The 25,466-nt window shown below is 53.2% G+C and carries 21 protein-coding genes and 2 tRNA genes; 8 read left to right on the forward strand and 15 right to left on the reverse strand.

The window, feature by feature from the left end:
* Window positions 1-405 precede the first annotated feature (405 nt).
* From NWAT_RS06555 to NWAT_RS17330, 12 genes are all read right to left on the reverse strand, one after another.
* Entirely contained in the window at window positions 406-1,716 is a 1,311-nt protein-coding gene (locus NWAT_RS06555; RefSeq protein WP_049772941.1) for a glycosyltransferase, read from the reverse strand.
* 357 nt (window positions 1,717-2,073) lie between these two features.
* The gene (locus NWAT_RS06560) at window positions 2,074-3,171 is read right to left on the reverse strand and encodes an ABC transporter permease (protein WP_013220350.1); all 1,098 of its coding nucleotides are present in this window, start codon (window positions 3,169-3,171) and stop codon (window positions 2,074-2,076) included.
* A gap of 7 nt (window positions 3,172-3,178) precedes the next feature.
* Complete coding sequence (locus tag NWAT_RS06565; RefSeq protein ID WP_013220351.1) at window positions 3,179-4,336, reverse strand: ABC transporter permease; 1,158 nt, start codon at window positions 4,334-4,336, stop codon at window positions 3,179-3,181.
* Between the two features lie 4 nt (window positions 4,337-4,340).
* Window positions 4,341-6,080 (reverse strand): ATP-binding cassette domain-containing protein, encoded by a 1,740-nt coding sequence (locus tag NWAT_RS06570; RefSeq protein WP_013220352.1) that lies wholly within the window; start codon window positions 6,078-6,080, stop codon window positions 4,341-4,343.
* Window positions 6,081-7,097, reverse strand: coding sequence for an efflux RND transporter periplasmic adaptor subunit (locus tag NWAT_RS06575; protein ID WP_013220353.1), 1,017 nt, complete (start codon window positions 7,095-7,097; stop codon window positions 6,081-6,083).
* A 118-nt stretch (window positions 7,098-7,215) separates the two neighbouring features.
* Entirely contained in the window at window positions 7,216-8,454 is a 1,239-nt protein-coding gene (gene fabB / locus NWAT_RS06580) for a beta-ketoacyl-ACP synthase I (RefSeq protein WP_013220354.1), read from the reverse strand.
* A gap of 243 nt (window positions 8,455-8,697) precedes the next feature.
* Complete coding sequence (msrA, locus tag NWAT_RS06585; RefSeq protein WP_013220355.1) at window positions 8,698-9,339, reverse strand: peptide-methionine (S)-S-oxide reductase MsrA; 642 nt, start codon at window positions 9,337-9,339, stop codon at window positions 8,698-8,700.
* Window positions 9,340-9,378: 39 nt separating this feature from the next.
* The gene (locus NWAT_RS18165) at window positions 9,379-9,924 is read right to left on the reverse strand and encodes a glycosyl hydrolase family 65 protein (protein ID WP_269724276.1); all 546 of its coding nucleotides are present in this window, start codon (window positions 9,922-9,924) and stop codon (window positions 9,379-9,381) included.
* Window positions 9,878-11,044 (reverse strand): glycoside hydrolase family 65 protein, encoded by a 1,167-nt coding sequence (locus NWAT_RS18170; RefSeq protein ID WP_269724277.1) that lies wholly within the window; start codon window positions 11,042-11,044, stop codon window positions 9,878-9,880. Before NWAT_RS18170 ends, NWAT_RS18165 begins: the two co-directional genes overlap by 47 nt.
* Window positions 10,983-11,900 (reverse strand): trehalose-phosphatase, encoded by a 918-nt coding sequence (gene otsB, locus NWAT_RS18175; RefSeq protein WP_232420227.1) that lies wholly within the window; start codon window positions 11,898-11,900, stop codon window positions 10,983-10,985. Before otsB ends, NWAT_RS18170 begins: the two co-directional genes overlap by 62 nt.
* Window positions 11,901-11,907: 7 nt before the next feature.
* Window positions 11,908-12,201 (reverse strand): HAD family hydrolase, encoded by a 294-nt coding sequence (locus NWAT_RS17325; protein ID WP_232420228.1) that lies wholly within the window; start codon window positions 12,199-12,201, stop codon window positions 11,908-11,910.
* Window positions 12,153-12,491: an HAD family hydrolase gene (locus NWAT_RS17330; RefSeq protein ID WP_232420229.1), complete on the reverse strand. Its 339-nt coding sequence runs from the start codon at window positions 12,489-12,491 to the stop codon at window positions 12,153-12,155. Before NWAT_RS17330 ends, NWAT_RS17325 begins: the two co-directional genes overlap by 49 nt.
* Before the next feature lie 89 nt (window positions 12,492-12,580).
* Between NWAT_RS17330 and NWAT_RS06595 the strand changes: the two genes are divergently transcribed.
* Entirely contained in the window at window positions 12,581-13,348 is a 768-nt protein-coding gene (locus NWAT_RS06595) for a BON domain-containing protein (protein ID WP_013220356.1), read from the forward strand.
* A gap of 75 nt (window positions 13,349-13,423) precedes the next feature.
* Here NWAT_RS06595 and NWAT_RS06600 read toward each other — a convergent pair whose 3' ends face one another.
* Window positions 13,424-13,804, reverse strand: coding sequence for a BCAM0308 family protein (locus tag NWAT_RS06600; protein WP_232420230.1), 381 nt, complete (start codon window positions 13,802-13,804; stop codon window positions 13,424-13,426).
* A gap of 652 nt (window positions 13,805-14,456) precedes the next feature.
* On the opposite strand from NWAT_RS06600, the gene NWAT_RS06605 reads away from it, so the two are divergent.
* The 4 genes from NWAT_RS06605 to NWAT_RS06620 all read left to right on the forward strand — a co-directional run bounded on the left by NWAT_RS06605 (window position 14,457) and on the right by NWAT_RS06620 (window position 16,962).
* Window positions 14,457-14,756: an HU family DNA-binding protein gene (locus NWAT_RS06605; protein WP_198342197.1), complete on the forward strand. Its 300-nt coding sequence runs from the start codon at window positions 14,457-14,459 to the stop codon at window positions 14,754-14,756.
* An 8-nt stretch (window positions 14,757-14,764) separates the two neighbouring features.
* A tRNA-Val gene (locus NWAT_RS06610) sits at window positions 14,765-14,840 on the forward strand.
* A 23-nt stretch (window positions 14,841-14,863) separates the two neighbouring features.
* A tRNA-Asp gene (locus NWAT_RS06615) sits at window positions 14,864-14,940 on the forward strand.
* Between the two features lie 99 nt (window positions 14,941-15,039).
* The gene (locus NWAT_RS06620; RefSeq protein ID WP_013220357.1) at window positions 15,040-16,962 is read left to right on the forward strand and encodes a SurA N-terminal domain-containing protein; all 1,923 of its coding nucleotides are present in this window, start codon (window positions 15,040-15,042) and stop codon (window positions 16,960-16,962) included.
* A gap of 4 nt (window positions 16,963-16,966) precedes the next feature.
* On the opposite strand, the gene NWAT_RS06625 is transcribed toward NWAT_RS06620, so the two are convergent.
* Complete coding sequence (locus tag NWAT_RS06625; RefSeq protein ID WP_013220358.1) at window positions 16,967-18,184, reverse strand: dicarboxylate/amino acid:cation symporter; 1,218 nt, start codon at window positions 18,182-18,184, stop codon at window positions 16,967-16,969.
* Window positions 18,185-18,242: 58 nt separating this feature from the next.
* Window positions 18,243-19,022, reverse strand: a complete 780-nt coding sequence (locus tag NWAT_RS06630; protein ID WP_013220359.1) for an enoyl-ACP reductase FabI — start codon at window positions 19,020-19,022, stop codon at window positions 18,243-18,245.
* A gap of 99 nt (window positions 19,023-19,121) precedes the next feature.
* Here NWAT_RS06630 and NWAT_RS06635 point away from each other — a divergent pair, with 99 nt between their 5' ends.
* The 3 genes from NWAT_RS06635 (at window position 19,122) to ctaD (ending at window position 25,457) form a co-directional block, all read left to right on the forward strand.
* Window positions 19,122-21,371: an ABC transporter substrate-binding protein gene (locus NWAT_RS06635; RefSeq protein ID WP_013220360.1), complete on the forward strand. Its 2,250-nt coding sequence runs from the start codon at window positions 19,122-19,124 to the stop codon at window positions 21,369-21,371.
* Window positions 21,372-21,632: 261 nt separating this feature from the next.
* Window positions 21,633-22,574, forward strand: a complete 942-nt coding sequence (gene coxB, locus NWAT_RS06640; RefSeq protein ID WP_041350550.1) for a cytochrome c oxidase subunit II — start codon at window positions 21,633-21,635, stop codon at window positions 22,572-22,574.
* 321 nt (window positions 22,575-22,895) lie between these two features.
* On the forward strand, window positions 22,896-25,457 hold the full coding sequence (gene ctaD / locus NWAT_RS06645) for a cytochrome c oxidase subunit I (protein WP_013220362.1): 2,562 nt from the start codon (window positions 22,896-22,898) through the stop codon (window positions 25,455-25,457).
* Window positions 25,458-25,466 lie beyond the last annotated feature (9 nt).

Raw genomic sequence — 25,466 nt, forward strand, 5'->3', positions numbered from 1 at the left:
CCCGAATCTATCGGTAGTAGAGCTGGAAAATGCGGTTGATCGCTTAGAGATGAAACTCCGCCAGGCGCATCCGGAAATCAAGCGCATTTACCTCGAGGCCCAATCGTTTAAGAGGCGTGGTGACCTATCAGGCTCTACCCGCAATGCCAAATAAAGTTGTTGCGTCGGAAGACGGAGAAACTCATAAAGGCGGGGTGCGCGTTTGCTTTCCCACTCTACTTGCTTAAGGAATGGGGTGGTTTCTCTCATTTTAATTGGAAAACGCCGACGTAGACGGTACGGGAACCCATGCAGGGCTAACGTATGAAATTGGTTTGGAAGAAGTTGCCGCATATAGTTATTGTCCCAAGCTGCTTTTTTCCGTTTTCTGCTTAATATTTATAATTTATCTCATGACGGCATTACTTAACCTCTGCTTAACTTTGCCTGCGCCTGGGGTCCTGTTTCCTTGAGCACAGGCTTTCCGGTAGAGACCGCCTGCATAATAATTTCCACGGCCTGATCTACGCCTCCTGCGCGCTGAATGGCCGTTTGGAGTCTACGGGCGTGCTTTCGGTAAGAATTGTGGGTCAGAACTTGAGCAATGGCCTGACGCAGCCGGGGGACACGCAGGCGTTTTAGGGGGACTACAACCCCCGCGCCGGTCCACGCTACCCGTGCCGCCACGCCAGGCTGATCGTTGGCAATGGGAATAGCGACCAGTGGCACCCCATTGCTTAAGGACTCTAACGTGGTGTTCATACCGGCATGGGTGATTGTCAGTGCTGCCCGCCGGAGCAGTTCTAATTGGGGCGCATAGCTGACCACCAGTGGAGCACCCGGTAGGGTTGGCAAAGTTTCAGGAGGAATCGGACCACCGAGGGAAATCACCAATTGGGCATCAAGTCCCTCGCAGGCGGTGGCAATTTGTTGAAAAACGCCCTTAAAGCGGCCGAGTACTGTGCCCATGGAGGCGTAAATCAGCGGTTGTCCCGTCAGCTTCTCCCACGGGAAAGGTATCGGTTCCCGGCTTCCTGCGCCGTGATAGGGTCCCGTGAAATGGAACCAGGGGGGCAGTTGCTGCCGGGGGAATTCCAATTCAGCCGGTTGTTGGCTTATTTGCGCCAGCTGAGAGTAGGCATCATTGGAATGGGAATGAGGGGGTAAATTCCAAGTGCGGCGATATTCAGCCACGACTGCGGTAATGGGTTGGGTCACGCGGCTGAGCAGTCCATAGCCGAGGCGATTGCGTAGCTGGGCCCACCAGGCCGGATGATAACGCCAGGAGGTATTAAAAGGCGGAATGGTTGGCTCTCGATTGAGCACCAAGGCGCTACAGAGGGTGATGAAGGGAAGGTTTAAAAACTCGGCGACCGTGCCTCCTCCTCGCGAGGTTTGATCGATCAGCAGCGCGTCTATCCCCGCGGCTTTAATCACTGCCGGGGCTTCCCGCAGGAGCAAGGCAGCGTCTTGTTGAAAGACCTTGACCGCATAGCGAAGCGCCGCCCGCCCACTTAAGGTACTCGCTTGTGCAGTGAGCTCAGCCATGGCCCCCGCAGGTCTTTTCGCTTCGGCAATAGGCCGAAATTCCAAACCTGCGGCGAGCGTTGTGGGTTCGGCATCAAGTAAACCCACAAGCGTTACCCGATGGCCGCTCTTTTGCAGTGCTTGCCCCAGAGGCAGCAGTGTATTGAGATGCCCCGTCAAAGCGGGGCAAAGTAAACCAAAATGCATCATCGAGAAATCCTTTAAATAAGCCTACCGAAGGATCGGCAACGATGAGTACCTCCATAGCGCCTTGCGGCAGATTGCCCAACTTCAGACCCTTTTGCAAGATTATGTGTTAACCTTGATGTAACGCTCCGGTTACGAATCTCTATATGAGGGATTATGAGCTTACTGGCCGCTCACCTATTTCAGCGCAGCGATGGTTAGAAATCCCTGTTCCGCTACGCTACAAGTGTGCCGCAGCAACTTGCTTGAGATCTTCGGGCTAGCTCCTTCTCTTTCTTGGTTTTACCACTATTCTTCACCTCGCATGGCCTTTTATCACTTAACTCGGTGCCTTTTGATATAGTACCCCCCCCCTCTTTCTCAATAAAGCCGGCGGCGGAATAGCCAGGCAGCAAGCAATAAAGCGGTTGAGGCGATGAGAGCCATGGGCCAAACTCGTGCTAAGACGAATCCGAACGATGCGTCCTTGAGAAAAATGCCATGGGAAATTTCAAGAAAATAACGCATGGGATTGAGATAGGTCAGGATCTGAATCCATTCGGGCATATTGGCAATAGGAGAAGCAAAGCCTGAGAGAATCACGGTAGGGACGATAAAAAAGAAAGCCCCCAAGAGGGCTTGCTGCTGTGTTCTGGCGAGGGAGGAGATCATCAATCCGGTCCCGATACTAGAAAGCAGAAAGAAAAAGAGGCCCAGGTAGAGCAGCAGCAAATTTCCAATCAAAGGCACTTCGTAGCCATAGACCGCTATTAAAAGAATGACGATACTTTCCCCCAGGCCAATAATCAGCGCCGGTATGGTTTTGCCGATCACGATCTCCATGGGGCGCAGGGGGGTGACCAAGAGCTGCTGGAAGGTCCCAACCTCTTTTTCCCGGGCCACCGCAAAACCGGTAATGGAAAGGGTCGCGACCAGGGTAATAATGGCGAGAAAACCGGGGAGCATGGACCAAAAGCTCAAGAGGTTGGGATTAAACCAGGCCCGTTCCACCAGATGGGCCGGCAAAGGCTGGTTGGCCATTTCCCGATTAAAGTCAGCCACTATTTGACCGGTGTAATTCAGGAGAATCAAAGCCGTATTGGAATTGCGGCCATCCACAATCAATTGCACCGGAGCAGAGAGTCCTTGTTTTAAATTCTGGGAAAAATTCTCGCCGATGTGAAGGACTAGATCCACCTTCCCGGTCTTCACCAGCGGGGTAATTCCAGCATCATGGGTGAGCGTTGCCACTAGCCTAAAACCTTGTCCAGCGGTAAAGCGCGCCACCAGATCCCGCCCCAAAGTACCGCTGTCTTTATTCAAGACGGCAAGCCGGATAGAGGTCACATCCAAGGTGGTGGCATGGGGGAAGATCAGCAGCTGGAAAAAAGGTAAAGCTATGATTACCCCCCGGCTTCTTTTGTCCTTCAAGGTTGCCAAAAATTCTTTGATAATTAATGCGCTAATGCGGCCCCACATAGTCCCATTAATCCAGCCGTTTGCGGGTGAGTACCCGGCTCAGGATGAGCAAGACGCCCGCCATTAAAAAGAGTGCAATTCCATTGGGAATGATGACGTTCCAGATGTTCCCCACGAGAAACAGTGTTTTCAAAATCTCAATGAAATAACGGGCGGCGATGAGATAGGAAACCGCTTGAATCCAGGTGGGCGCGCTGGCCAAGTTGAAAATAAAGCCCGAGAGCAGGAAAGCCGGGAGAAAAGTCACCATGATGGCAATTTGACCCGCCACGAACTGGTCCTTGGCTAGGGTCGAAATAAGCAATCCCATCCCCAAAGTTGCCAACATAAACAGAGCCGCGGTGAGAAAAAGGACCCACAGGGAGCCGCGGAAGGGAACCTCGAATAATCCTACCCCCAGGGTAAAGGACAGGACCATGCCGCCCATCCCAAGGATGAAGGTGGGAATCAATTTACCCAGGAGCAACTCGTTAGGGGTCACAGGGGTCACCATAAGGGATTCGATAGTACCCCGGTCATATTCCCGGGCCACCAACAAGGACGTAAGCAAAGCCCCGGTGAGAGTCATAATGATGGCCATCAACCCCGGAACCAGAAAATTTTGGCTGCGGACTTCTGGATTAAACCAGATCCGGAACTCCTGGTGGACGGGTTGTTGGAAAGTGAGTCCTTGATGGCGGGCTTCCAAGACGAGCCAGTCCTGCCAGACCCGGCGCACATAGCCGAGGATCTGGCGCCCGGTATTGGCATCGGCGCCATCCACGATGACCTGGATCGGCGCTCCCGCCTGCTGGTGGATTTGCTTGGCAAAGTTTTCTCGGAGCACCACCATGCCTCGCACTTCTCCTGCCAGCAGGGCCTTCTCGGCAGCTTGGCGCTGAGGCAGGAAAAGCGGCCTGAAGTATTCCGAGCTTATGAAGAAAGCGGTAAAGCGGGCGGTGGTGTCGGTGGGCTGCTCTACTACCAGCGCAATTTGGACATGCTTGGCATCTAGGGAGACTCCATAACCGAAAAGCAGCAATAAAATCGCGGGCAGGACAAAGGCAATGCCGGTGCTGCTCGGGTCGCGCAGGATTTGCCGGGTTTCCTTGATGACCAGCCCCCGCAACCGCTGTAACCGGAGATAGGGAGGTGGATGAGAAGGCGTGATGGGGGATTGAGGCATGGGGCTAGCCTGGCTGCCGGGCTTCAATTAAGTGGATAAAAGCTTCCTCGATACTGGGTTCAGGGCACTCCGGGGTTGCCTGCTCCCCCTTGAGCGCATCAGGGGAGCCCAGGGCGATTAATTGCCCTTGGTAAATAATCGCGAGCCGGTTGCAGTATTCGGCTTCCTCCATGAAGTGGGTGGTCACCAGGACTGTGACTCCCTGCTCGGCCATTTCATTGATCCGAAGCCAGAACTCCCGCCGGGTAAGGGGGTCCACCCCGGAAGTGGGTTCATCCAAAAACAGGATCTCCGGTTCATGCATGATAGCGCAGGCCAGGGAAAGCCGCTGCTTATAGCCCAAGGGCAGGGAACCGCTGATCTGATCCGCCAAGGGGGCGAGGTCAAGGGCTTTGGAGAAGGTTTTTATCTGTTCCTGGCGCCGGCGGCCCCTGAGTCCGTAAACCCCGGCAAAAAAGCGCAGATTTTGCTGGACCGACAAGGCGGCATAAAGGGAGAAATGCTGGGCCATGTAGCCGATACGGCCTCGCGCCTTGGCGGCGGCCCGGCGCAAGTCCACACCGGCTACCAAAGCTTCGCCTTCGGTGGGAGGCAAAAGACCCGCGAGCATTTTAAAAATGGTGGATTTACCCGCCCCGTTAGGTCCAAGAAGACCGAATATTTCGCCGCGCCGCACCGAGAAACTGACCTTATTAACGGCTATAAAAGCACCGAAGCGGCGGGTAAGATCCTTGACCTGAATAGGGGCTTGTTCTGTTTTTTGTGGGCTATGATTGGTGGCCATCTGGATTTTGCCGACCATGGGTCCAGTGTTTCTTTGGGGTTGGAGTGCGGCTATATAAGCATCCTCCAGGCACGGCGGGATGGCCTTGATTTCCGTTGCCTCGATAAGATCCTCAAGGCGGGGTTTTCCCGCACCCCTGGCGGTTACTAGGCGCAAGGTTTGACCACTCAGTGCCGCATCCATGATACCCTCTTGTGCCAGCGCCTGGCGCTGAAGAGCGCGTAGCTTCCCCTGGGGGGCAGACAGGCGAAAGCTCCGGCCCTCCAGGGGCGCGATGAAGTCCTGGGGCGTTCCATCATAGATCTTCCGGCCTTGGTCAAGCACAATCATCCTATCGCTGCGTTCCGCTTCATCCAAATAAGCAGTGCTCCATAGAACAGCCATGCCCTCACTGATCAGGGTCCGGACAATATTCCAGAGTTCGCGGCGGGAGAGGGGGTCTACGCCCACGCTTGGTTCATCGAGTAACAGGAGGCGAGGTGGGCGGATTAAGGTGCTGGCGAGCCCTAGCTTTTGTTTCATTCCTCCTGAAAGTTTGCCAGCGGGCCGGGTTTGGAAAGGTGTTAGCCCGGTAAAGCGGAGCAGTTCCTTAAACCGTTGCTGCCGTTCCGAGCCCCCCAGGCCCTGGAGATCAGCATAGAGGTTAAGGTTCTCCCGCACTGTGAGTTCTTCATAGAGTCCAAAGCTTTGGGGCATATAGCCAATCTGCTGGTGAATTTTGACCGTTTGGTTAGCGGTATTCTGGCCCAGCACCTGAATGATCCCTTTGGAAGGTAGCAGCAGTCCGGCAATTAATCGCATCAGGGTGGTTTTGCCCGCCCCGTCGGGTCCCACCAGGCTGGTGATCCCAGCGCTGGGAAAAGTGGCGCTTAACTCAGCGATAGCGGTCAAGGACCCCGTGGCCGTGGCGAAGGTCTTGCTTACCTCCTTGATTGTGACCACGGCGTGGGCGCAAGCCATTTAGGAATGGCTCTTTGGATGCTTTTTTAAATGGATGATGAGGGTAACTGGCATTCCTTGACGCAATCTCTCGTCGGGATTAGCAATAATAACCCGAAAACGATAGACGAGACTGGTTCGCACTGCGGGTGTTTGAACGGTTTTTGGCGTAAATTCGGCAGTAGGTGAAATAAAACCGATTTGGCCCTGAAAGGGGTGTTCAGGGTAGCTGTCCGTGAAGATTTCCACTGGCATACCGGGGTAAATCCGCCCCAAGTTAGGTTCTGAAACATAAGCCCGTACCCATACCGGATTTTTGAGGGCAAGGGAATAGACGGGCTCGCCCAGAGTCACGATGGCCCCTGGCTCCTGAATCCGTACCCGGATAGTCCCCGTTGCCGGAGCCTGAATTTCAGTGTCTTTCAGATCTTCCTGGGCCAGGGCCAGCGCTGCCGCAAGGGCCCGTGCTTCCGCCTGGGCGGCTTGAATGTCTTCTTGACGCGGCCCTTTAACTGCAAGTTGCCATACTTGATGGGCGGCTTCCAGGTTAGCGGCGGCCCGGTCCCGTACTTCCCGGGCATCATCGGCGGTCTCCTCGGAAACTGCCTCGGTGTGGACCAGGGTTAAGCGGCGCTTATAGATTTTCCGGGCATTGCTAAAGGCTATCTCGGCAGCCTCTTTTTCCGCCCGAGCCTTTTTGATTTCTTCAGGCCGGCTTCCTGTTTCCAGTTCCTTGACTACTGCCTGCTGCTTTTCCAGTTGGGCCTTAGCCGCCGCCACCCGGTCGATGAAGCGATCCTGCTCCAGGACGGCAAGGCGCTGTCCGGGGACGGTTTTGTCTCCTTCTTCCACCAGCATGCGTTCAATTCGGCCAGGGACGTTAAAACTCAGGTTGACTTCCCGGATATCGATATTGCCGTAGAGCGTCAATTGAGCCGGGGGATGTTGTTCCTGCTGCCAGAGGTAATAGCTACCCACGCCGAGGACGCTTAGCACGGCGGCTGTAACAGCGAGCCTGCGCGCTGTTGACTTAGTCATTTCGGATTCGCGGCGCCCGTTTTAGGAGCGGGCGTGCCGGTACTCAAAAATCGGCCTTCAGGCTGTTAAGCTTCTAGCAAAGGAAACTAGAAGGTAGATAGATTGCTAGGGAACTCGCTTAGTGATGACAACGCTCTAATACTAGGCAGGCGTTAGTGCCGCCGAAGCCAAAGCTATTGGACATGACGGCTCCAAGTTCTATTCCATCCATCCGCTTTTTTACGATGGGAAAGCCTTCGGCGCCCGGATCGATCTCGTCGATATTGGCCGAGGCGGCGATAAAGCCCTCTTCCATCATCAGCAGTGAATAAATAATCTCATTGACTCCCGCAGCGCCCAGGGCGTGGCCCGTAAGGGATTTGGTAGCGCTGATGGGGGGAATACCCTCTTTCCGCTCGGCAAAGACTTCTTGGATGGCCTCTAATTCCTTAATGTCGCCCGTGGGGGTGCTAGTACCATGGGCATTAATATAGTCCACGGGTGTCTCTACGGTGGCAAGGGCCTGTTGCATGCAGCGGACAGCGCCTTCACCCGAAGGAGCGACCATGTCGTAACCATCGGAGGTGGCGCCGTAGCCGGTCACTTCCGCGTAAATTTTTGCCCCTCGGGCTTCGGCGTGTTCCAGGGCCTCCAGCACCACCACGCCGCCACCGCCCGCAATGACAAAACCATCTCGATTCTTGTCGTAGGGGCGGGAGGCCCTGTGGGGGGTCTCGTTGAAGTTAGAAGACAAAGCCCCCATGGCATCGAATAAATGGGTCAGGGTCCAGTGGAGTTCTTCCCCTCCGCCGGCAAAAATAATATCCTGCTTGCCAAGCTGAATTTGTTCCATCCCGTTGCCAATGCAGTGGGCGCTGGTCGAGCAGGCGGAGCTGATGGAATAATTGATGCCTTTGATTTTGAAGGGCGTTGCCAGACAGGCGGAGTTCGTGCTGCACATGGTTCGAGGAACCATGTAAGGCCCTACCCGGCGGATGCCTTTTTCCCGCAGGGTGTCCGCCGCGTCTACCAGATTCTTGGTGGAGGGACCGCCGGAGCCCATAATCAGCCCGCTGCGAGGCTGGGAAACCAGATTTGGAGTCAGCCCCGAATCAGCGATTGCCTGCTCCATGGCCAGGTAATTATAGGCTGCCCCATCCCCCATGAAACGGCGGATTTTACGGTCGATAAGCGCTTCAATATCAATGTCCACCGAGCCATGAATTTGGCTGCGCAAACCCAGATCCGCATATTCTTGATGGAATTCAATTCCTGAGCGGCCGCTTTTCAAAGCCGCCAGGACTTCCTCTTTGTTATTGCCAATGCTGGAGATGATTCCCAATCCAGTAATAACGACGCGTCTAAGTTCTTTTCCCATTTGGCTCCTAAATTTTTTTGTACCCTTTGATTTAAAGTATTTTAATTTTATTGTAGATGCTTTCAAAGCGTATTATTTAAAGAAGCAAAAAATAGTTTATATACAGTATATAACTTAATTCTTTTTGCATCATACCTAGATGCACTGGAGCAGTCAGTTAAGGTGGTAGCGGAATGAATACAAATCCATTAAGAATAGCAGGCTACGTGAAGATTGAATAGGCGTTTGATGGGGTTACTTCCCTTAGTTAGAATCTCCCCAAAGTTCTTGGAGACGCTGATCCCGGCCGCAACCAAAACGATACAGTTTATAGCGGATCGGATTTTTCTGGTAATAATTCTGATGATAGGCTTCCGCAGGGTAAAACGGGGTGGCGGACTTGATTTCTGTCACGATAGGTTGATTGAAGCGCCCGGATTGGGCTAATTGGGCTTTCGATTCTTCCGCCAGCCGTTGCTGGGTTTCGTTGTGATAGAAAATGGCGGAGCGGTATTGGCTGCCGTGATCGCAAAATTGCCGGTTTGCTGCGAGAGGGTCAATATTACGCCAGAAAATAGCGAGTAATTCAGCATAGCTGATCTGGTTGGGATCATAGCTGATTTGGACGGCTTCCGCATGCCCCGTTTTCCCCCCAGAGACGGTTTCATAAGTAGGGTTTTTCATGTGGCCGCCAATGTAGCCGGAAGTGGTGGAAATAACGCCCTCGAGCTTGTCAAAAGGCGGCTCCATACACCAAAAGCACCCTCCCGCGAAGGTTGCCTTGGCAGAGGTCTTTTCTGCTGCTAGGGCCAGAGCGGGGTCCAGGCCGATAATAACCACTAGGCATAGCATCATCAAGCTATGGGTAAGAAAGTGTTTTCGTAGGGTCTTTGTTTTTTCGATCATACTTTATTGGGACTCTACGAAAGAAATAAGGTTGCAATACTAATTTAATTCGATTTCCTTAACCTTGCCCTCTTTAAACGAGAAGCGATGGCCCTTGACCTCTATTTCCACGGGCGCCGCGCCACAGGTCAGGGATTCTATCTTTAATTTCTCCCGCGAAATGGCTAACTCTAGCCAGTGTCCCCGATAGTGTAGATGCATGTGAAGTTGCCTTAGCTCTCCCGGGAAGCGGGGATTAAAGCGCAGTACCTGGCCTCTCGCCTCTAATCCCGGGTAACATCGCTGCACCAAATCGATGCAGCCCGCCATAGCGCCAAGGTGGATACCTTCAGGCGTGGTTCCTCCCTGAATGTCCGCCACGTCCGTTTTCAGCGATTCCTGGAAGAACTGCCAGGAATGCTCCCGATCTTGGCGGGTAGCGGCCCAGGCGTGGATGATCCAGCTTAAGGAGGAACCATTGGAGGTCCGCTGGAGATAATAATCAATATTCTTGGAGATATGTTCTGGCTTAAAAATATAGCCGAGTTGTCCGAATAACTCACTTAACTCCGCCGCGGAGAAAAGGTAAAACAGCCATGAGTACATCCGCTTGCTTGGAAGCTTTATAACGGTTGACCGTATCGCCTTCCGCCTCCAACAGGCGATCCAGGCGTTGAATATTGCCATATTTCTCGCGGTAGCCTGCCCAATCGAATTCCGCTAACTTCCCGTAACCTTCGAATTGACTGATGATTCCATCGTCATGAAAGTCTATTCGCATTTTACGGCTAAGGTCTCTCCAACGGGCCTTCTCCGATTCTTCGATAGTCAGTTTCTCACAAAGCTGCTGGCACGCTTGCGCAGGGAGCAGTTGAAATAATTCCAGCGCTTTATTAAGTACGAATACCGCCATGAGGTTGGTGTAGGCATTGTTATTGAGGCCAGGGTTTTCCCTGTCTGGGTAAGCATCGTGAAATTCGTCGGGACCCATAACTCCGAGAATTTCATACCGATCTAAGGCTTCATGGTAAGTCGCGATGCTGGCCCAGAAACGGGCGATTTCCAGAATCATTTCCGCCCCATAGCAGGCGAGAAAATCCAGGTTGCCCGTAACTTGAAAATACTGCCAGATATTGTAAACGATGGCGGCATTGATATGCCGCTGCAGGTAAGAATGATCGGGTAGCCAGCGCCCCGATTGGGGATTGAGATGAAGGCGTTGAGACTCTTCCCGGCCATTGCTGCCGCTCTGCCAGGGATACATGGCCCCTTTATAGCCCAGCGCCTGGGCCGCCCTGCGGGCTTCGTGCAAGCGGCGGTAGCGGTACATGAGCAAGGTTTGAGTAATCTGGGGGACGCGATAATTGAGAAAGGGGAAAATAATCAGCTCGTCCCAAAAAATATGGCCCCGATAGGCTTCCCCATGCCAGCCGCGGGAAGGCGTGCCCACATCGATATCCAGGGAGTGCATGGAGGCGCTTTGCAGGAGATGGAAACTGTAGAGTCGGAGGACTCGTTGGATGGGGTGCTCGCCATTGTCGCCGGTAATTTCCAAGCGCATATCGAATTGCCGCCACAAATGCTTCCATGCTAAACGATGTGCCTTAAGCAGATTTTCAAAACAAGGAGATTCTTGGGCGGCTTTGATGGCTTCTAGGCCCGGCTCAGAAATAGCAAAATCCCGGGAAGTATAAAGCGCGACCATTTTTTCCACGGTAAGGGGCATGTCTTGCCACTAGTCCTAAACCCCGTTCTTCCAGGGCCTGAAAAGCATCTTCGTCGGTAAGGTCATCGCCTATATAAAGGGGCAGGATATCTGGATAATTGAGTTTGAGTTTATCTAATAGCCATAATAGCGCCTGGCCTTTATCCCAAGCCACGTCCGGTTGAAGTTCATAAACTTTCTTGCCATATTTTTTGCGCAACCGGTTATGGCTCTCCAGCACCCTGTCCACCGCTTTTGCCACTGCCTCGATCTGATCTTCCGCCACATTCCGGTAATGCACGGCGATGGAGAATCGTTTGCGCTCTATCTGCGCCCCGGTAATAGGATCAAGTGCTTGAGCAAGCGCTTGTTCTGCTTCATCGAGGAGAGGCAGGCAGGCCCTGGCCTGCTCCTGTTCCATTGCCAAGCCCTCGGAACCAGCAATTTCAAAACCGTGACTGCCTGCATAATACAGCCTCTCGATGGCGACCCGTTGGCGCACATCCGCCAAGCCCCGCCCACTCATAATGGCGACCGGGCATTGGTTGGCTAGCTCTCTCAATATTCGGTTCATTTCCGCTGAGAGGTGCGCTTCTTCAGGACGGGAGACAAGGGAACTGAGGGTACCGTCATAGTCAAGAAAAACAACGATCTCCCGTTGTTCTATCCTATTTTGGATTGATTCCATGGCTTCTAGAGCTGGAGAAAGATCACACAAGCGGGCCACCAGCGTCATTTCCGCCAGATCCTCAATGACGGTATCCGCGCCTGCCTCCTGCAAAGCTTCCGCTTGATTTTTTCGATTAACGCCAATGACACGGCCAAATTTTCCTTGGCGGCCAGCTTTAACGCCGGCAATTGCGCCTTCAAACACCATGCAGCGTTTAGGCTCCACGTCTAAACGGCGTGGCTGCTTCCAGGAAAGTCGCTGGGTGGGGTTTACCTTGGAGATCTAAAGCCTCGGCATCATTACCATCCACCTTTACGTCAAATAGATGAATGAGGCCCACTGATTCCAGGATTGAACCACAATTTTTGCTGGCGGAGACCACGGCGGTTCGAAATCCTTTATTGCGCAAACGCTGAATCAATTGGACAGCACTTGGGTAGACTTCGGCGGCTTCTTTTTTTAGCTTGGCCTGAAAGATCTCATTTTTGCGGTTGCCGAGTGTCCGCATATTGTTTCTTTCTCCAGGGAATCGTTAGGATTGCCGTAGGGCAATTCGATATGGCGGGAACGAAGAAAACTTTTTACTCCTTCGTAGCGAAGCTTGCCGTCCACATAATCCCGGTAGTCACGGTCACCAAAAGGCTGAAATTCGCTTCCTTGTGCCCGCTTTTGGAGAAAATCATCGAACATGGCCTTCCAGGCAGTGGCGTGAACATGGGCCGTTTGAGTCACCACCCCATCCAGATCAAAGATAATAGCATCGAAGTGACTACGGGAAATCGTTTTATGGCTATTCATTAAAGATCGGTTTATAAAAAGAAAGTTAATCCTGTGCTTTTGTAGCCTATATATTATATTTCAAGTTTGTTGAAAACAGGGGTTAAAGAATGGATCAACCAAATGAGGTCATTAAACAAGCGAGAGCGCTTCTTGAGCATGATGAACGTATTAACCTCCATCCCTCTCCTATTGAAATAAGTGTCTGTGACGGAAGTCTTATTCTTAAGGGTGAAGTAGAAAATCTCACTACTAAAAGGTGCGCCTTGCAGCTTCTACGCAATAAGTCAATGATTGGGATACATAGGCTGGTTGACCAACTCATGGTAAAGCCTGCAGAGCATCGGGATGATGGTGCGCTGCGAGATGCCCTCTGTCAAGCTTTGCTGGCGGATTCGACTTTCCATAATTGCACGTTGTTAGCACGGGTGAAGACGGGGGCGGAGCAAGAACTTGAGCAGGGAGGTTTCGAAACCTGGCAGCAAGCCGATCGCGAGCCCAGCGGATTGATTAAGATTTCCATAGCAGCAGGAACGGTGAGTTTGGAAGGAAAAGTACCCACGCCTTCCCATAAACATTTGATAGAAGCCATGAGTTGGTGGTTACGGGGGTGCCGAAACGTTGCAAATAAGTTAGAGGTGGACCCGGCGCGGGAAGAGACGGATGGGGAGCTTTCTGATGCACTCCGTCTAATTTTGGAGAAAGACCGGTTTGTCGAAGCAGATCAAATTCGAATTGACATTCAAAATCGTGTTATGACCTTATACGGATTTGTTGCCACCCGGGAAGAAAAAGAGAGGGTGGAGGGCAACGCCTGGAGTTTGTCAAGCATAGCAGAGGTTATTAACCAGATTGAAGTGAGAAAACTAGAGGTCTAGAGGACTCTTCAAGTTATTATCCCTCGCCGGGGTCGCTGCAAGTGCCTTGGCGAGGCGCTCATTGCTCCCTCTGGCTTAGCGGTGCCATCGGACGCGGAGAATGCTGTTTCCATCGGTATACTGGTAGTCTAGGTTACCTTCATAGGCCCGGCTTAAGGCCTCCCCTATACCCCGTGGAAGATGGATTTCAGTAAAGGTGACTACCATTTCCTTTCCTTTTTCCTCAATGTCCATAATCCGTTTCAAGGGGTGTTGTGCTTTTTCGCTTTCTTCCTTGTTACGAATAAGGTTAATAATTTCCTCCCGGTGTTCTTGAAAAAATTCCCCGCTCAGGGTTAAAAAACCTGCTGGAACCCGCTCCTGCATCCGCTGACAGGCAGGGCATAATTTTTGATTGGCGTCGGCAGGGAGTTCAGCCCAGTTCCATCGGCCTCCTTCAAAGACAGCCCGACACACCGGGCAGAAGGTGGGTTCCGGTAATTTTTCCTGGTTTTATAGGGATCATGTATACTTTCCTTAATTAACTGATCGCCTCTATTTCCTCCCGGACCTGGCGTTCCCTTCTCATGGGCGATGATGTTGCGGGTAATTTTACTGAAATCCCCTTTTCCCATAAAAATCTCTTTAAATTACTAAAAAACAGAAAATAGATGCTGGTGAGTTATCCCTGACACACTTCAGTAACCCCTATTGTTTCTGCTATAACTATAGACCTGCCTGTTATGTTTTGAAATGAATAGTTCCATCGCCGGGGATTTGGGTTGCCCGATGAAGAGATGGGCAGTTTCCGTCAAAATTTAGGGTTTTGTAGCCAATATAAATTATATATTTGAATTACAAATTGTTTTTGGTAACAATAAGCCTGTGACGAGGAAAAGACAACGGCATGGCGGGGGTAGTTCGTGGCTGAAAGGCAACCCAGAGAGAAATTATCAGGCGTTTCTTTTTTAGCTCGGCAGAATAAAGGGGAGAGATGCGGCTTGACTTGGCTTCTTGCCAGTTGGTATAAAATCTACCTTTCTTTATGTAGGACTAAATAACCACGCCAGTCCTAGCCAAGAAAACTTCTATAACCAGCGAGCCGTCGGGTGAGTTGAGATTAAAAATAATTTGTAAAATTAAGGGGAATAACTTAGTGAATAAATCGGAACTTATTGAATCAGTAGCAGACGCGGGGAATTTGACCAAAGCCGCTGCGGCTCGGGCTGTGGATTCTGTTATCGAAGCGGTTACCGATGCGTTAAGGCGTGGTGACCAGGTCACGATCGTGGGCTTTGGCACCTTTTCCGTGCGTGATCGTGCCGCCCGGACCGGGCGCAATCCACAGACGGGCGAAGAAATTAAGATTAAGGCATCTAAGATGCCCTCATTTAAAGCTGGAAAAGCCCTCAAGGATGCTGTAAACTAACACCCTTTGGGTGCTTAGCTCAGCTGGGAGAGCGTCGCCCTTACAAGGCGAAGGTCGGGGGTTCGAAACCCTCAGCACCCACCAGGTGGGATTGATAATTATTTCATGGAGTGGTAGTTCAGCTGGTTAGAATACCGGCCTGTCACGCCGGGGGTCGCGGGTTCGAATCCCGTCCACTCCGCCATTCTTTTGTAAGATAAAAAAGGCGCAATTTACGATTCCTGTAAATGCGCTTTTTTTGTTTCTTAAAAATAGCCGCCCTGTTGAAGAGGTATCTAAATCCATGTTGCAAGCTATACGGAGCCGCGCTCAAGGCATCTTCGCCTGGGTGATTGTGGGCCTTATCGCCATTCCCTTTACCCTGTGGGGTATTAATAATTATATGCTCGATGGGGGGGAAGCCGTGGCGGCCTCTGTTAATGGTGAGGAAATTAGTACCCGCGAGTTCCAGCTGGCATTTCAGAATTATACGCAGCAGTTGCGTTTTTTGATGGGGGCGAGCTTTCCCGAGGAAATGCTGGATGATCCGGCGACTAAGCAGAATGTTATAGAAGGTCTGGTTGAGCAGCGTCTAGTGCTGGATGCGGCAGCGGAACTCGGATTAGGCATGAGCGATTCGGCGCTGAGCCAGGTTATTCGGTCCAATGAAGCTTTTCAAGGGGAATCGGGTCAATTCGACTCCCAGCGTTATGAGGCTGTGTTGAGCAGCCAGGGGTTGACGCCCGTCGCTTATGAGGCGCGCTTACGCTCGGCGCTGCTAAGTGAACAGCTAGCTTCTAGCCTGCGCCTTTCAGCGTTTGCAACCCAGCAGGAAGTAGACACTATTGCCCGCCTTCGGCACCAGAAGCGGGAAGTGGCTTACAGCATTGTGCCATCCGCTAATTTCCACGATGCTATCCAGGTGAGCGCTGATAAGGTACGTCAATATTATGACGACCATCCGGAGGAATTCCGCATCCCAGAACAGGTAAAAGTACATTATTTGCGCCTTACCGCCGCTTCTTTAGCCACGGATATCCCGCTAGACGAACAGACGTTGCGGAATTTTTATGAGGAATCCAAGGATCAATACCGGGTACCAGAGCGGCGCCGAGCTAGCCATATATTGATAACAATCCCTCCCCAAGGTGATGAAGCTGTCCGCCAGCAAGCGCAGGAGAAGGCGGAAGCAGTGCTTGAACGGTTGCAGCAGGGTGAAGCCTTTGAGGAGGTGGCGAAGGAGGTTTCCGAAGATCCAGGCTCTGCTAAAAAAGGGGGGGACCTGGGTTTCTTTGGCCGTGGCGTCATGGACCCGGCCTTTGAAAAAGCGGTATTTTCCTTAGAGGAAACAGGCGTCCTCAGTGAACCCATCTTGAGTAAGTTTGGCTATCATATTATCAAGCTAACGGGTATTGAACCCGGCGAAGTCAAACCCTTTGAGGCGGTCCGCGAGGAGCTAGCGCAAAAATATCGTCAGCAGATCGCCGAGGAGCAATTCTATGAGCAAGCGGAAATTCTGGACAACCTGACCTACGAAAACCCTTTTACCCTGGAGGTTGCCGCCGAGTCCCTCGGGCTTTCCGTTGAGACAAGTGAGCCTTTTTCTCAGAATGGAGGAAGTGGGATTGCTGCTAATACGAAAGTGGTTGCAGCCGCTTTCAGCGAAGAAGTACTGCGGGAGGAGATGAATAGCCAAACCATTGAATTAGCCCCCAATGATTTGGTGGTAGTGCGGCTTGATAAGCATCTTCCCGCTGATACTAAGCCTTTTGAGGAGGTCCGCGAACAAATACAGGAGAAACTGACCCTAGAGCAGGCCAAGGCTCAGGCACAGAAACGGGGCGAGGCTCTGGTGGCCGATTTACAACAGGGAGAATCCCCCGAGACTGTTCTTAAGGAGGAGAAAGAGATCGTCTGGAACGAGAAGAAATGGTACGCCCGTGATGATCAGGATATTCCCGCGGAAATTATAAAGCTGGCTTATGAACTGCCCCATCCTCCATCTTCTAAGGAACCTGCTTTCGCGGGGCAAGCTTTGGCGTCGGGAGACTACGCTGTAGTAGGAGTCTATAAGGTTCAGAATGGAGACCCGAGCAAGCTAGAGGAGAAAGCGCGCCGATCCCTGGTCCAGGAGATGGAGCAAGTCCATGGGGAGATGGTTTATCGGGACTTTATCCAGGAATTGAAATCGAAAGCTGATATCAAAATTTATACGGAAAATCTTTAAGCCTCTAGCTTGGGTTTTTAGGTAAAAAGCGGGCCAAAACGGCAGCTCCTACTGCATCACCCCAGACATTAATGGAGGTGCGAAAGCGATCAAGAAACCAGTCAACGGCGAGTAGCAGCCCCACGCCTTCAAGGGGGAGGCCGACGGCATTTAACACAATGACGAGGGTGACTAAACCAGCCTCGGGAATGCCCGCGGCGCCAATGGCGGCTAGCGTGGCTGTTACAAAGATAAGGGCCTGTTGTTCCAAGCCCAGAGAAATTCCATAGGCTTGGGCAATGAACATCGCCGCGGCGGATTCGTAAAGGGCTGTGCCATCCATATTGATCGTGGAACCCAAAGGCAAAACGAAACGGATGGCCCGGGGGTCAACGCCATTTTCCCGGACGCACTCCATGGTGAGGGGCAGTGTGGCGGAGGAACTGGCCGTGCCAAAGGCAGTCAGCAGGGCGCGGAGCATGGTGAACAGGTAATCCCAACCCCGGCCGGTAACAAAAAATAATATTAGCAGCAACACCCCAAAGTGCAGGGCCAAGCCGGAAAGTACTGTCACCACATGCCAGCCCACGGCGCTGATCTCCCCGAGAAAAGCTTCCCCGCCGCCGGTTTGTCCCAGGCGGGCGGCAATCAGGGCAAAGATACCTACTGGCGCCAGGTACATGATCCATACCACCAACTTCATCATGGCTTCGTTGATGCCTTCAAAGAAGGCTAGCACTGGTTGGCCCTTATCCCCCAGGGTGGTGAGGGTGGCAGAAAATAAAATAGCGAAGACGATAAGAGGCAAGAGTTGCCCTTCCGCTGCGGCGTTGACAAGATTAGGAGAGACTAGGGAGAGTAGAATATCCTCGATGCCCATCTCTCCCTTGGCGGCCACCCCCTCCGGGATCGGCCCTTCTCCAATGGAGATACCGCTGCCGGGTTGGATAAGGTTAACCATTAGCAGGCCAATAGCCACCGCAATAGCGGTCGTGCAGGCATAATAGCAGATAGTGATGGTGCCTACTCGGCCCAGTTTGCGGACATCTCCTAGGCTGGCCACGCCGGTAATCACCGCGGATAGAATAAGGGGGATAATCGTCATCTTGAGGGCGTTGAGGAATAAGGTGCCTAGCCAGGCTACGGCTTCCATCCGGGGACCAGCGTACCATCCCGCCAGGACGCCTGCGATCACGCCAACGATAATCAATCCAAGGAGTATAAGCGCTGTGCGGTGGGGCATGGTTAGAAGATCCTGTTTCTGCTGTTTTTAGACTATTGCGCAAGGAGAGTGGCGGCAGCTATTCGCCCATCCCAATGATATGATAGCCCCCGTCCACATAAAGGATTTCGCCGGTAATGCCGGAGGCTAAATCGGAGCACAGAAAAGCCGCTGCATTGCCGACTTCCTCCGTAGTGACGTTGCGTTTGAGGGGCGTATTGCGCTCGGAATAAGTCAGAAATTTATTGAAATCGTCAATACCTGCCGCGGCTAACGTTTTGATGGGACCGGCGGAGACGGCATTAACCCGGATTCCCTCGGACCCGAGGGCGGTGGCCATATAGCGTACATTGGCCTCGAGACTGGCTTTGGCTACCCCCATGACATTATAGTTAGGGATGGTCCGTTCCGCGCCCAGGTAGCTGAGCGTGAGGAGGGCGCCATTGCGGCCGTGCATCATGGTCCGGCCCGCTTTGGCGAGGGCGGCAAAGCTGTAGGAGCTGATGTCGTGGGCAGTCCGGAAACCTTCCCGGGTGACATTTTCCAGGTAGTCTCCTTGCAATTGATCCCGGGGTGCAAAGGCCACCGAGTGGACAATGATATCCACATGATCCCAATAATCGTCTAAATGGGTAAACAGCTCCTCGATTTGTTCGTCGTTGCTAACATCGCAGGGCAGGGTGATATCGGTATCGCACTGGATGGCCAGCTTTTCAACGCGCCCCTGAAGTTTTTCATTTTGATAGGTCAGCGCCAATTCCGCGCCTTCTCGTTTCATTGCTTGGGCAATTCCCCAGGCAATGGAGCGGGGGCTGGCAATACCTACAATAAGAGCTTTTTTATCTGCTAGAAAACCCATAAATGATGTCTCCTCAAGACTTGTGTTCTCAGAAGTTAGCGGGTAAAGCTACCCGAAATTAGCTATTTCCGAAAGGGGAAAAAATTGACTTTTCCTTCCATGAACTATAATGGATATTTTATGAGCATGTTAGGACGCCGCTTGTTATTTTCTCTCGTGCGCTGGGTGGGAATCTTTATGTTGCCGTGGTTGATGGCTTGTAGCGAAGAAGTCTTGAACAGCCCCTATCCTGCCGCTAGTGGAACTCAGAATGTCGCCTATTCAAGTTTTAATTTACGCCCGAAGACTCTGGACCCAGCTCGTTCCTATAGTGCTAATGAAATAGTCTTTACCGGCCAGATTTACGAGCCTCCCCTGCAATATCATTATCTACTGCGTCCCTATAGACTGGAGCCTCTGACCGCTAAGGCCATGCCCCAGGTGACTTATGTGGATGCCGCCGGCAATCCGCTTTCCGCAGAAACCCCGTTTAGAGAGGTGGCCTATAGCGTTTATGAGCTTCAGATTCAGCCAGGCATTTATTATCAACCCCATCCTGCATTCGCCAAGGATGAAACGGGCCGGTTTCTCTATCATAAGCTAAGCCCTGGAGAGTTGGCAGGCATTTATAAGCTTAGGGATTTTCCCCATAGGGGTAGCCGGGAATTGGTGGCGGCCGATTATGTTTACCAAATCAAACGTCTGGCTTCCCCCTGGGTGCATTCCCCTATTTTGGGCCTGATGAGTCGTTATATTGTGGGCATGAAGACTTATACCCAAACGTTGGTGGCGGCTCAAGAGAAGGGGGGGGAGAATTATTTAGATCTTCGCGCTTATCCTCTCACGGGGGTGGAAGTGGTAGACCGCTATACTTATCGGTTGACCATCGAAGGTAAATATCCCCAACTGCGCTATTGGTTGGCCATGCCTTTTTTTGCGCCAGTGCCTTGGGAGGCAGATCGGTTTTATGCTCAGCCCGGCATGGCAGAACGTAATTTGAACCTTGATTGGTATCCTGTCGGCACGGGTCCCTATATGCTCACGGACAATGATCCTAACCGCCGCATGGTGCTGGAACGTAATCCGAATTTCCATGGCGAGACTTATCCGTCCGAGGGTATGCCAGGCGATAAAGCGGCCGGTCTCCTGGTGGATGGGGGCAAGCCTTTGCCTTTCATTGACCAGGTCGTGTTTAGTCTGGAGAAGGAGAGTATCCCCTATTGGAATAAATTCTTGCAGGGCTACTACGATACGTCCGCGGTCACCTCGGATAGCTTTGATCAGGCTTTACGTATTGCTGGAGGAGGAGAAGAGCTGACTTTGACCGAGGAGATGAAAACCAAAGGGATCAAATTAGCCACGGCTATCGGGACTTCCATCACTTATCTGGGCTTTAATATGCTGGACCCGGTAGTTGGGGGTGATAGCGAGCGGGCCCGTAAGTTGCGCCAAGCCATTTCTATTGCCATTGACTATGAAGAGTTTATTTCCATTTTCGCTAATGGCCAGGGGATTGCCGCCCAGGGACCTTTGCCGCCCGGTATTTTTGGCCATCAAAGTGGTGAAGAGGGTATTAATCCCCATGTTTATGAATGGAAAAACGGGCAGCCTCGCCGCAAGTCTCTCCAGACAGCCCGCCGGCTCTTGATTGAGGCTGGTTATCCTAATGGCCGGAACGCCGAGAGCGGCAAACCTCTTTTATTATATTTTGATATCACGGGCAAGGGCCCGGACAGTGCGTCTTTAGTAAGTTGGATGCGGAAGCAATTCCAAAAGTTGAATATCCAATTGGTTGTGCGCGAGACTGATTACAACCGCTTTCAAGATAAAATGCGCCAGGGAAATGCCCAGATTTTCCAATGGGGCTGGACTGCCGATTATCCTGATCCAGAAAATTTTCTCTTTTTGCTCTATGGGCCAGAGGGCAAGGTTCGCCATGGGGGGGAGAATGCAACCAACTACAGCAACCCTGAGTTTAACCGTCTTTTTCAAGAAATGAAAAGCATGGAAAATGGTCCGGAACGCCTGACCAAAATTTGGCAGATGGTGGCTATTGTCCGCCGGGATGCTCCTTGGGTGTGGGGGTTTCATCCCAAGCAGGTGAGCTTGCTCCATGCCTGGAATTTCAATATCCAGCCTAATTTAATGGCTAATAATACCCTCAAATACCGCCGCATCGATCCTCAACAGCGGGCGTGGCTGAGGAAGGAATGGAATCGTCCCTTGCTCTGGCCCCTGGGGGCATTGTTAGTGGTCCTGGTCTTGGGAGCGGCGCCTGCGGTGGTCACCTACTGGCGCAAAGAATATCGTCCGGGCCAGGCAGCGGTCCTAGGAGAAGCCAGGGGAAGCCGGAGGAAAGCGTCTGGATAGCACCAGGCCAAGCATTATTAGCGGTATGTCCTGAAATCATCGTCTATACTGCTGTTAGAGCGTTCAGCTGCGATTAAATTAAAAACTTAAAAGAATTGCGTCCCCCTGTTAGTTAAAGGGGGTTTGCTATTTATTCTTGCTAGTAGGTTGCTATCAATGGGAGCGGTATCCTCAAAGACTGCGAGGCGGATTAGGTCCATCCGGCATCTTTTATGTTGCAATATAAGCGGGGTGTTTCTTGGCGCGAGCGTCTTAGGAATAATGGGGTGCGAGGGACCACAGTCGGCGCTTGATCCGGCGGGGCGGGGGGCGGAGCAGATTGCCCAGCTTTTCTGGTGGCTGGTTGCCGTTAATACCTTTATCTGGTTTTTAGTCGTGGGCCTGGCTGTGTATGCTAGCCAGATTCGGCCTGGCGCGCACCTTCACCGCCGGGCCAAGCTCCTGATCATTGGCGGCGGCGTCATCTTTCCCCTAATAGTGCTCACTGCGTATCTGACCTATGGCTTATCGCTGATGCCAGGATTGCTAAAGCCAGCCGCCCCGGATAACTTACAGATCGCTGTTTCCGGCGAGCAGTGGTGGTGGCGGGTCCGCTATCTTTCTTCTAGTGGGGAGGAAGTCATCGAGCTTGCCAATGAAATCCGCCTCCCGCTGGGGGAGCCGGTTAACTTGTTTCTTGACAGCCCGGATGTTATTCACTCTTTTTGGGTACCCGCCCTAGCTGGCAAGGTAGACATGATTCCGGGGCGGGTTAGCCGGCTGACGTTGACAGCTACTCAAATCGGCGTTTACCGCGGGGTCTGCGCCGAGTACTGTGGCACCGCCCATGCGCTTATGAAACTGGATGTCGTGGTGATGAGGCCGGATGTTTTCGCCGCCTGGCTGGCGCGCCAGGGACAGCCAGCGGCGGCGCCCCAGCAGGCGCTGGCGGCGCGCGGCCAGGAGTTATTCTTGTTCGCAGGCTGTAGCGCCTGTCACACTATCCGCGGCACGGCGGCCGACGGCCAGGTAGGGCCTGATCTTACCCACGTGGGCAGCCGGCTAGGCCTGGGTGCTGGCACCCTACCCAACAAACCGGCGGCGTTTCTACGCTGGATCGCCCATACCGAAAAAGTCAAGCCAGGAGTCCACATGCCCGCCTTCGGGATGTTGCCCGAAAAGGACTTGCGGGCGCTGGCGATGTTCTTGGAAGGATTGCAGTAAACGACCGTCAGCTTAAGCAGACGGTTCTTTGCTAGGACTTAGCTAGGACTTATGTATTTAAACAGCCTGCAAACTCAGCCTTTTACAGAGGGTTTCCACCTGGCAATCCCTCCAGGCATCTTCGCCGGTTTACGCATAGCCGTAGGCGGCAGGGCTCAGGAGAGCAGCGATGGGTTACGCGGCGTACCTGTCTACCTACGCTATTGCGACAGGCAATTTAAACGCAACGCACCCAGGTGCTGGAGCAATCGTAACACATTGAACAGGAGGATGGCGCTTCCTCCGTCGCCTAAAGGCGGCGGTCTCCGCGCCTAATATTTTATGAAAGAGTCGGAGAAGCCATTCGAAAAATCCCCCCGGGATGTAGAACCTCTCGCCGAAGCCCCGCCGCTGGCAGTCCAGCGCGCCCAGGAAGAGCGGTTGCTGCAAGCCTGGAAAACGCCACGGGGGTGGCGTTACTGGTCGGCTGTTAATAACTCGGAAGTGGGCGTATGGTACACGGCGGCCGCCTTCGCTTTTTTCCTCTTTGGGGGCATTCTGGCGCTGCTGATGCGCGCTCAGCTTGCGGTGCCGGAAAACGATTTCGTCTCGGCCGATACTTATAACCAGCTTTTCACGCTCCACGGCTCGGTGATGATGTTTCTGTTTGCTGTGCCGCTTTTTGAAGCCTTTTCCATTTTTGTCTTGCCGGAAATGCTGGGTGCCCGGGATCTGCCTTTTCCACGCCTGTCCGCCTATGGCTTTTGGAGTTTTGTGCTGGGGGGCGTTTTCGTCTGCGGCTCCATTTTTTTTAACGCCGCCCCCCAAGGCGGCTGGTTTATGTACCCACCGCTAGCGACCCGGTACCAGCCGGGCGTGGGGAACGATATTTGGCTGCTGGGCCTGAGTTTTATTGAATTGGCTTCCATTGCCGCCGCCGTTGAGATTATCGTGGGGGTATTGAAGACCCGGCCGCCGGGCATGCGGATTAACCTCATCCCCCTCTATGGCTGGTATATTCTGGTGGTGGCCTGCATGGTGCTATTCGCCTTTCCGCCGCTGATTGCCGGGGATATTCTGTTCGAGCTGGAGCGGATGCTGGACTGGCCCTTTTTCGATGTGGCCCGGGGCGGGGACCCGCTTTTATGGCAGCATCTTTTCTGGATTTTTGGGCATCCGGAAGTCTATATCATTTTTCTGCCCTCCATCGCGCTGGTGGCGATGATCGTGCCAACATTCGCCCGCACCCCCATGGTGGGATATAGCTGGATCGTATTGGCGGCGGTGGGCACCGGTTTTCTGAGCTTTGGCCTTTGGGTGCATCACATGTTCACCACTGGCCTGCCGGGAGTCTCGCTAGGGTTTTTCTCTGCGGCTTCGGTGGCCGTGGCTATTCCCACGGGGGTGCAGATTTTCTGCTTTATCGCCACCCTGCTGGCGGGCCGGGTGGTGCGCTCGACTTCCATGCTCTTTGTCCTTGGCGGCCTGGTCATTTTCGTCCTTGGGGGGTTGACCGGCGTCATGGTAGCTCTGGTCCCCTTTAATACGCAGGCCCATGATACCTATTTCATTGTGGCCCATCTCCATTACGTGCTGATTGGCGGCGCGGTTTTTCCGGTGCTCGCCGCTTTTTATTATTTTTTCCCCATGGTCAATGGCAAGAAGCTCTCGGACCGGCTGGGAAAGATTGCCTTTTGGCTGATATTTACCGGCTTTAATGTGACTTTTTTTCCCATGCACCTAAGCGGCCTGCAAGGGCTGCCCCGGCGGGTGTTCACTTATCCTGCCGATACGGGTTTTGATGGATTGAACCTGATTTCAACCGTGGGCGCCTTCATTCTGGCGGCGGGAGTGGCCGTGTTTGTTGGGGATGTCCTCCGGCCCCGAAAGAAACAGCCCTACGCCGAGCGCAATCCCTGGGGCGCGGGCACCCTGGAATGGTTGACCCAGATGCCCGGCAAGCCTTGGGGCACCCGCTCCATTCCCGAGATCGACGGCCGCTATCCGTTGTGGGATCAGCCCAACTTCATGCGCGATGTGGACGAGGGGCGCTTCTACCTGCCCGATGCCGAAGAGGGGAAGCGGGAGACCATTATTACCTCCACCATTGACGCCCAGCCCCTCCAGTGCTTGCGCGTGCCGGGGCCGACCTTCCTCACCTTCTTTGCGGCCCTGTTCACGGGCGGGGTGTTTATCTTCGCCACTTTCCATTGGTGGTGGCTAACTGTCATCAGCGGCGTATTGGCGCTTGGTGCTATTCTCGTCTGGCTGTGGACGGGGACCGCGCTTCTTCCCGAGAAGTCCCAAAAGGACGTGGGCCTTGGCTTGACGCTGCCCCTCTACGCCTCGGGTCCAAAGTCGGTGGGCTGGTGGGCGATGTTGATCACTATGATCGGGGATATGACCGCCTATGCCGGGCTGGTGTTTGGCTATTTTTTCTACTGGACGGTCCACGATGATTTTCCGCCCGATCCCTCGCCGGGGCCGGGCCTGTTTTGGCCGCTGGTGGCGGGGGCGCTGCTGGTGGGCGCGTGGCTGCTGACAGTATTGGCCTGGTACTGGAATCGGCGTAATTGGGCGGCGGGCTTCTACGGCGCCTTGGTGGCTGCCATTGCCCTGGCGCTTGCGGGTGGCCTCGCCCTCTTTGCCGGTCCCTGGTTGGCGGGGCTGGACCCCACCCTCCATGTCTATCCCGCCATTGTCTGGGTGCTGGTGCTGTGGACCCTGCTCCATGTGGCCATCGGCGTGGTGATGCAGCTCTACTGCATTGCGCGGCGGTGGGCGGGAAAATTAAGCGCCCGCCATGACATTGATATTGTTAATGTGAGACTCTATTGGCACTTTATGGCGATCACCGCCGCTGTCACCATCGCCATCATTGCCGGTTTCCCCCTGGTTGCTTGAGGAGCGGGC

This window comes from Nitrosococcus watsonii C-113 (assembly GCF_000143085.1).
Classification (GTDB): Bacteria; Pseudomonadota; Gammaproteobacteria; order Nitrosococcales; family Nitrosococcaceae; genus Nitrosococcus; species Nitrosococcus watsonii.

Coding starts and splice junctions, on each gene's coding strand:
- NWAT_RS06555 (WP_049772941.1), bottom strand. CDS start 1,716: ATGATGCATTTTGGTTTACTTTGCCCCGCTTTGACGGGGCATCTCAAT.
- NWAT_RS06560 (WP_013220350.1), bottom strand. CDS start 3,171: ATGTGGGGCCGCATTAGCGCATTAATTATCAAAGAATTTTTGGCAACC.
- NWAT_RS06565 (WP_013220351.1), bottom strand. CDS start 4,336: ATGCCTCAATCCCCCATCACGCCTTCTCATCCACCTCCCTATCTCCGG.
- NWAT_RS06570 (WP_013220352.1), bottom strand. CDS start 6,080: ATGGCTTGCGCCCACGCCGTGGTCACAATCAAGGAGGTAAGCAAGACC.
- NWAT_RS06575 (WP_013220353.1), bottom strand. CDS start 7,097: ATGACTAAGTCAACAGCGCGCAGGCTCGCTGTTACAGCCGCCGTGCTA.
- fabB (WP_013220354.1), bottom strand. CDS start 8,454: ATGGGAAAAGAACTTAGACGCGTCGTTATTACTGGATTGGGAATCATC.
- msrA (WP_013220355.1), bottom strand. CDS start 9,339: ATGATCGAAAAAACAAAGACCCTACGAAAACACTTTCTTACCCATAGC.
- NWAT_RS18165 (WP_269724276.1), bottom strand. CDS start 9,924: ATGTACTCATGGCTGTTTTACCTTTTCTCCGCGGCGGAGTTAAGTGAG.
- NWAT_RS18170 (WP_269724277.1), bottom strand. CDS start 11,044: ATGCCCCTTACCGTGGAAAAAATGGTCGCGCTTTATACTTCCCGGGAT.
- otsB (WP_232420227.1), bottom strand. CDS start 11,900: ATGGTGTTTGAAGGCGCAATTGCCGGCGTTAAAGCTGGCCGCCAAGGA.
- NWAT_RS17325 (WP_232420228.1), bottom strand. CDS start 12,201: ATGCGGACACTCGGCAACCGCAAAAATGAGATCTTTCAGGCCAAGCTA.
- NWAT_RS17330 (WP_232420229.1), bottom strand. CDS start 12,491: ATGAATAGCCATAAAACGATTTCCCGTAGTCACTTCGATGCTATTATC.
- NWAT_RS06595 (WP_013220356.1), top strand. CDS start 12,581: ATGGATCAACCAAATGAGGTCATTAAACAAGCGAGAGCGCTTCTTGAG.
- NWAT_RS06620 (WP_013220357.1), top strand. CDS start 15,040: ATGTTGCAAGCTATACGGAGCCGCGCTCAAGGCATCTTCGCCTGGGTG.
- NWAT_RS06625 (WP_013220358.1), bottom strand. CDS start 18,184: ATGCCCCACCGCACAGCGCTTATACTCCTTGGATTGATTATCGTTGGC.
- NWAT_RS06630 (WP_013220359.1), bottom strand. CDS start 19,022: ATGGGTTTTCTAGCAGATAAAAAAGCTCTTATTGTAGGTATTGCCAGC.
- NWAT_RS06635 (WP_013220360.1), top strand. CDS start 19,122: ATGAACTATAATGGATATTTTATGAGCATGTTAGGACGCCGCTTGTTA.
- coxB (WP_041350550.1), top strand. CDS start 21,633: ATGGGGTGCGAGGGACCACAGTCGGCGCTTGATCCGGCGGGGCGGGGG.
- ctaD (WP_013220362.1), top strand. CDS start 22,896: ATGAAAGAGTCGGAGAAGCCATTCGAAAAATCCCCCCGGGATGTAGAA.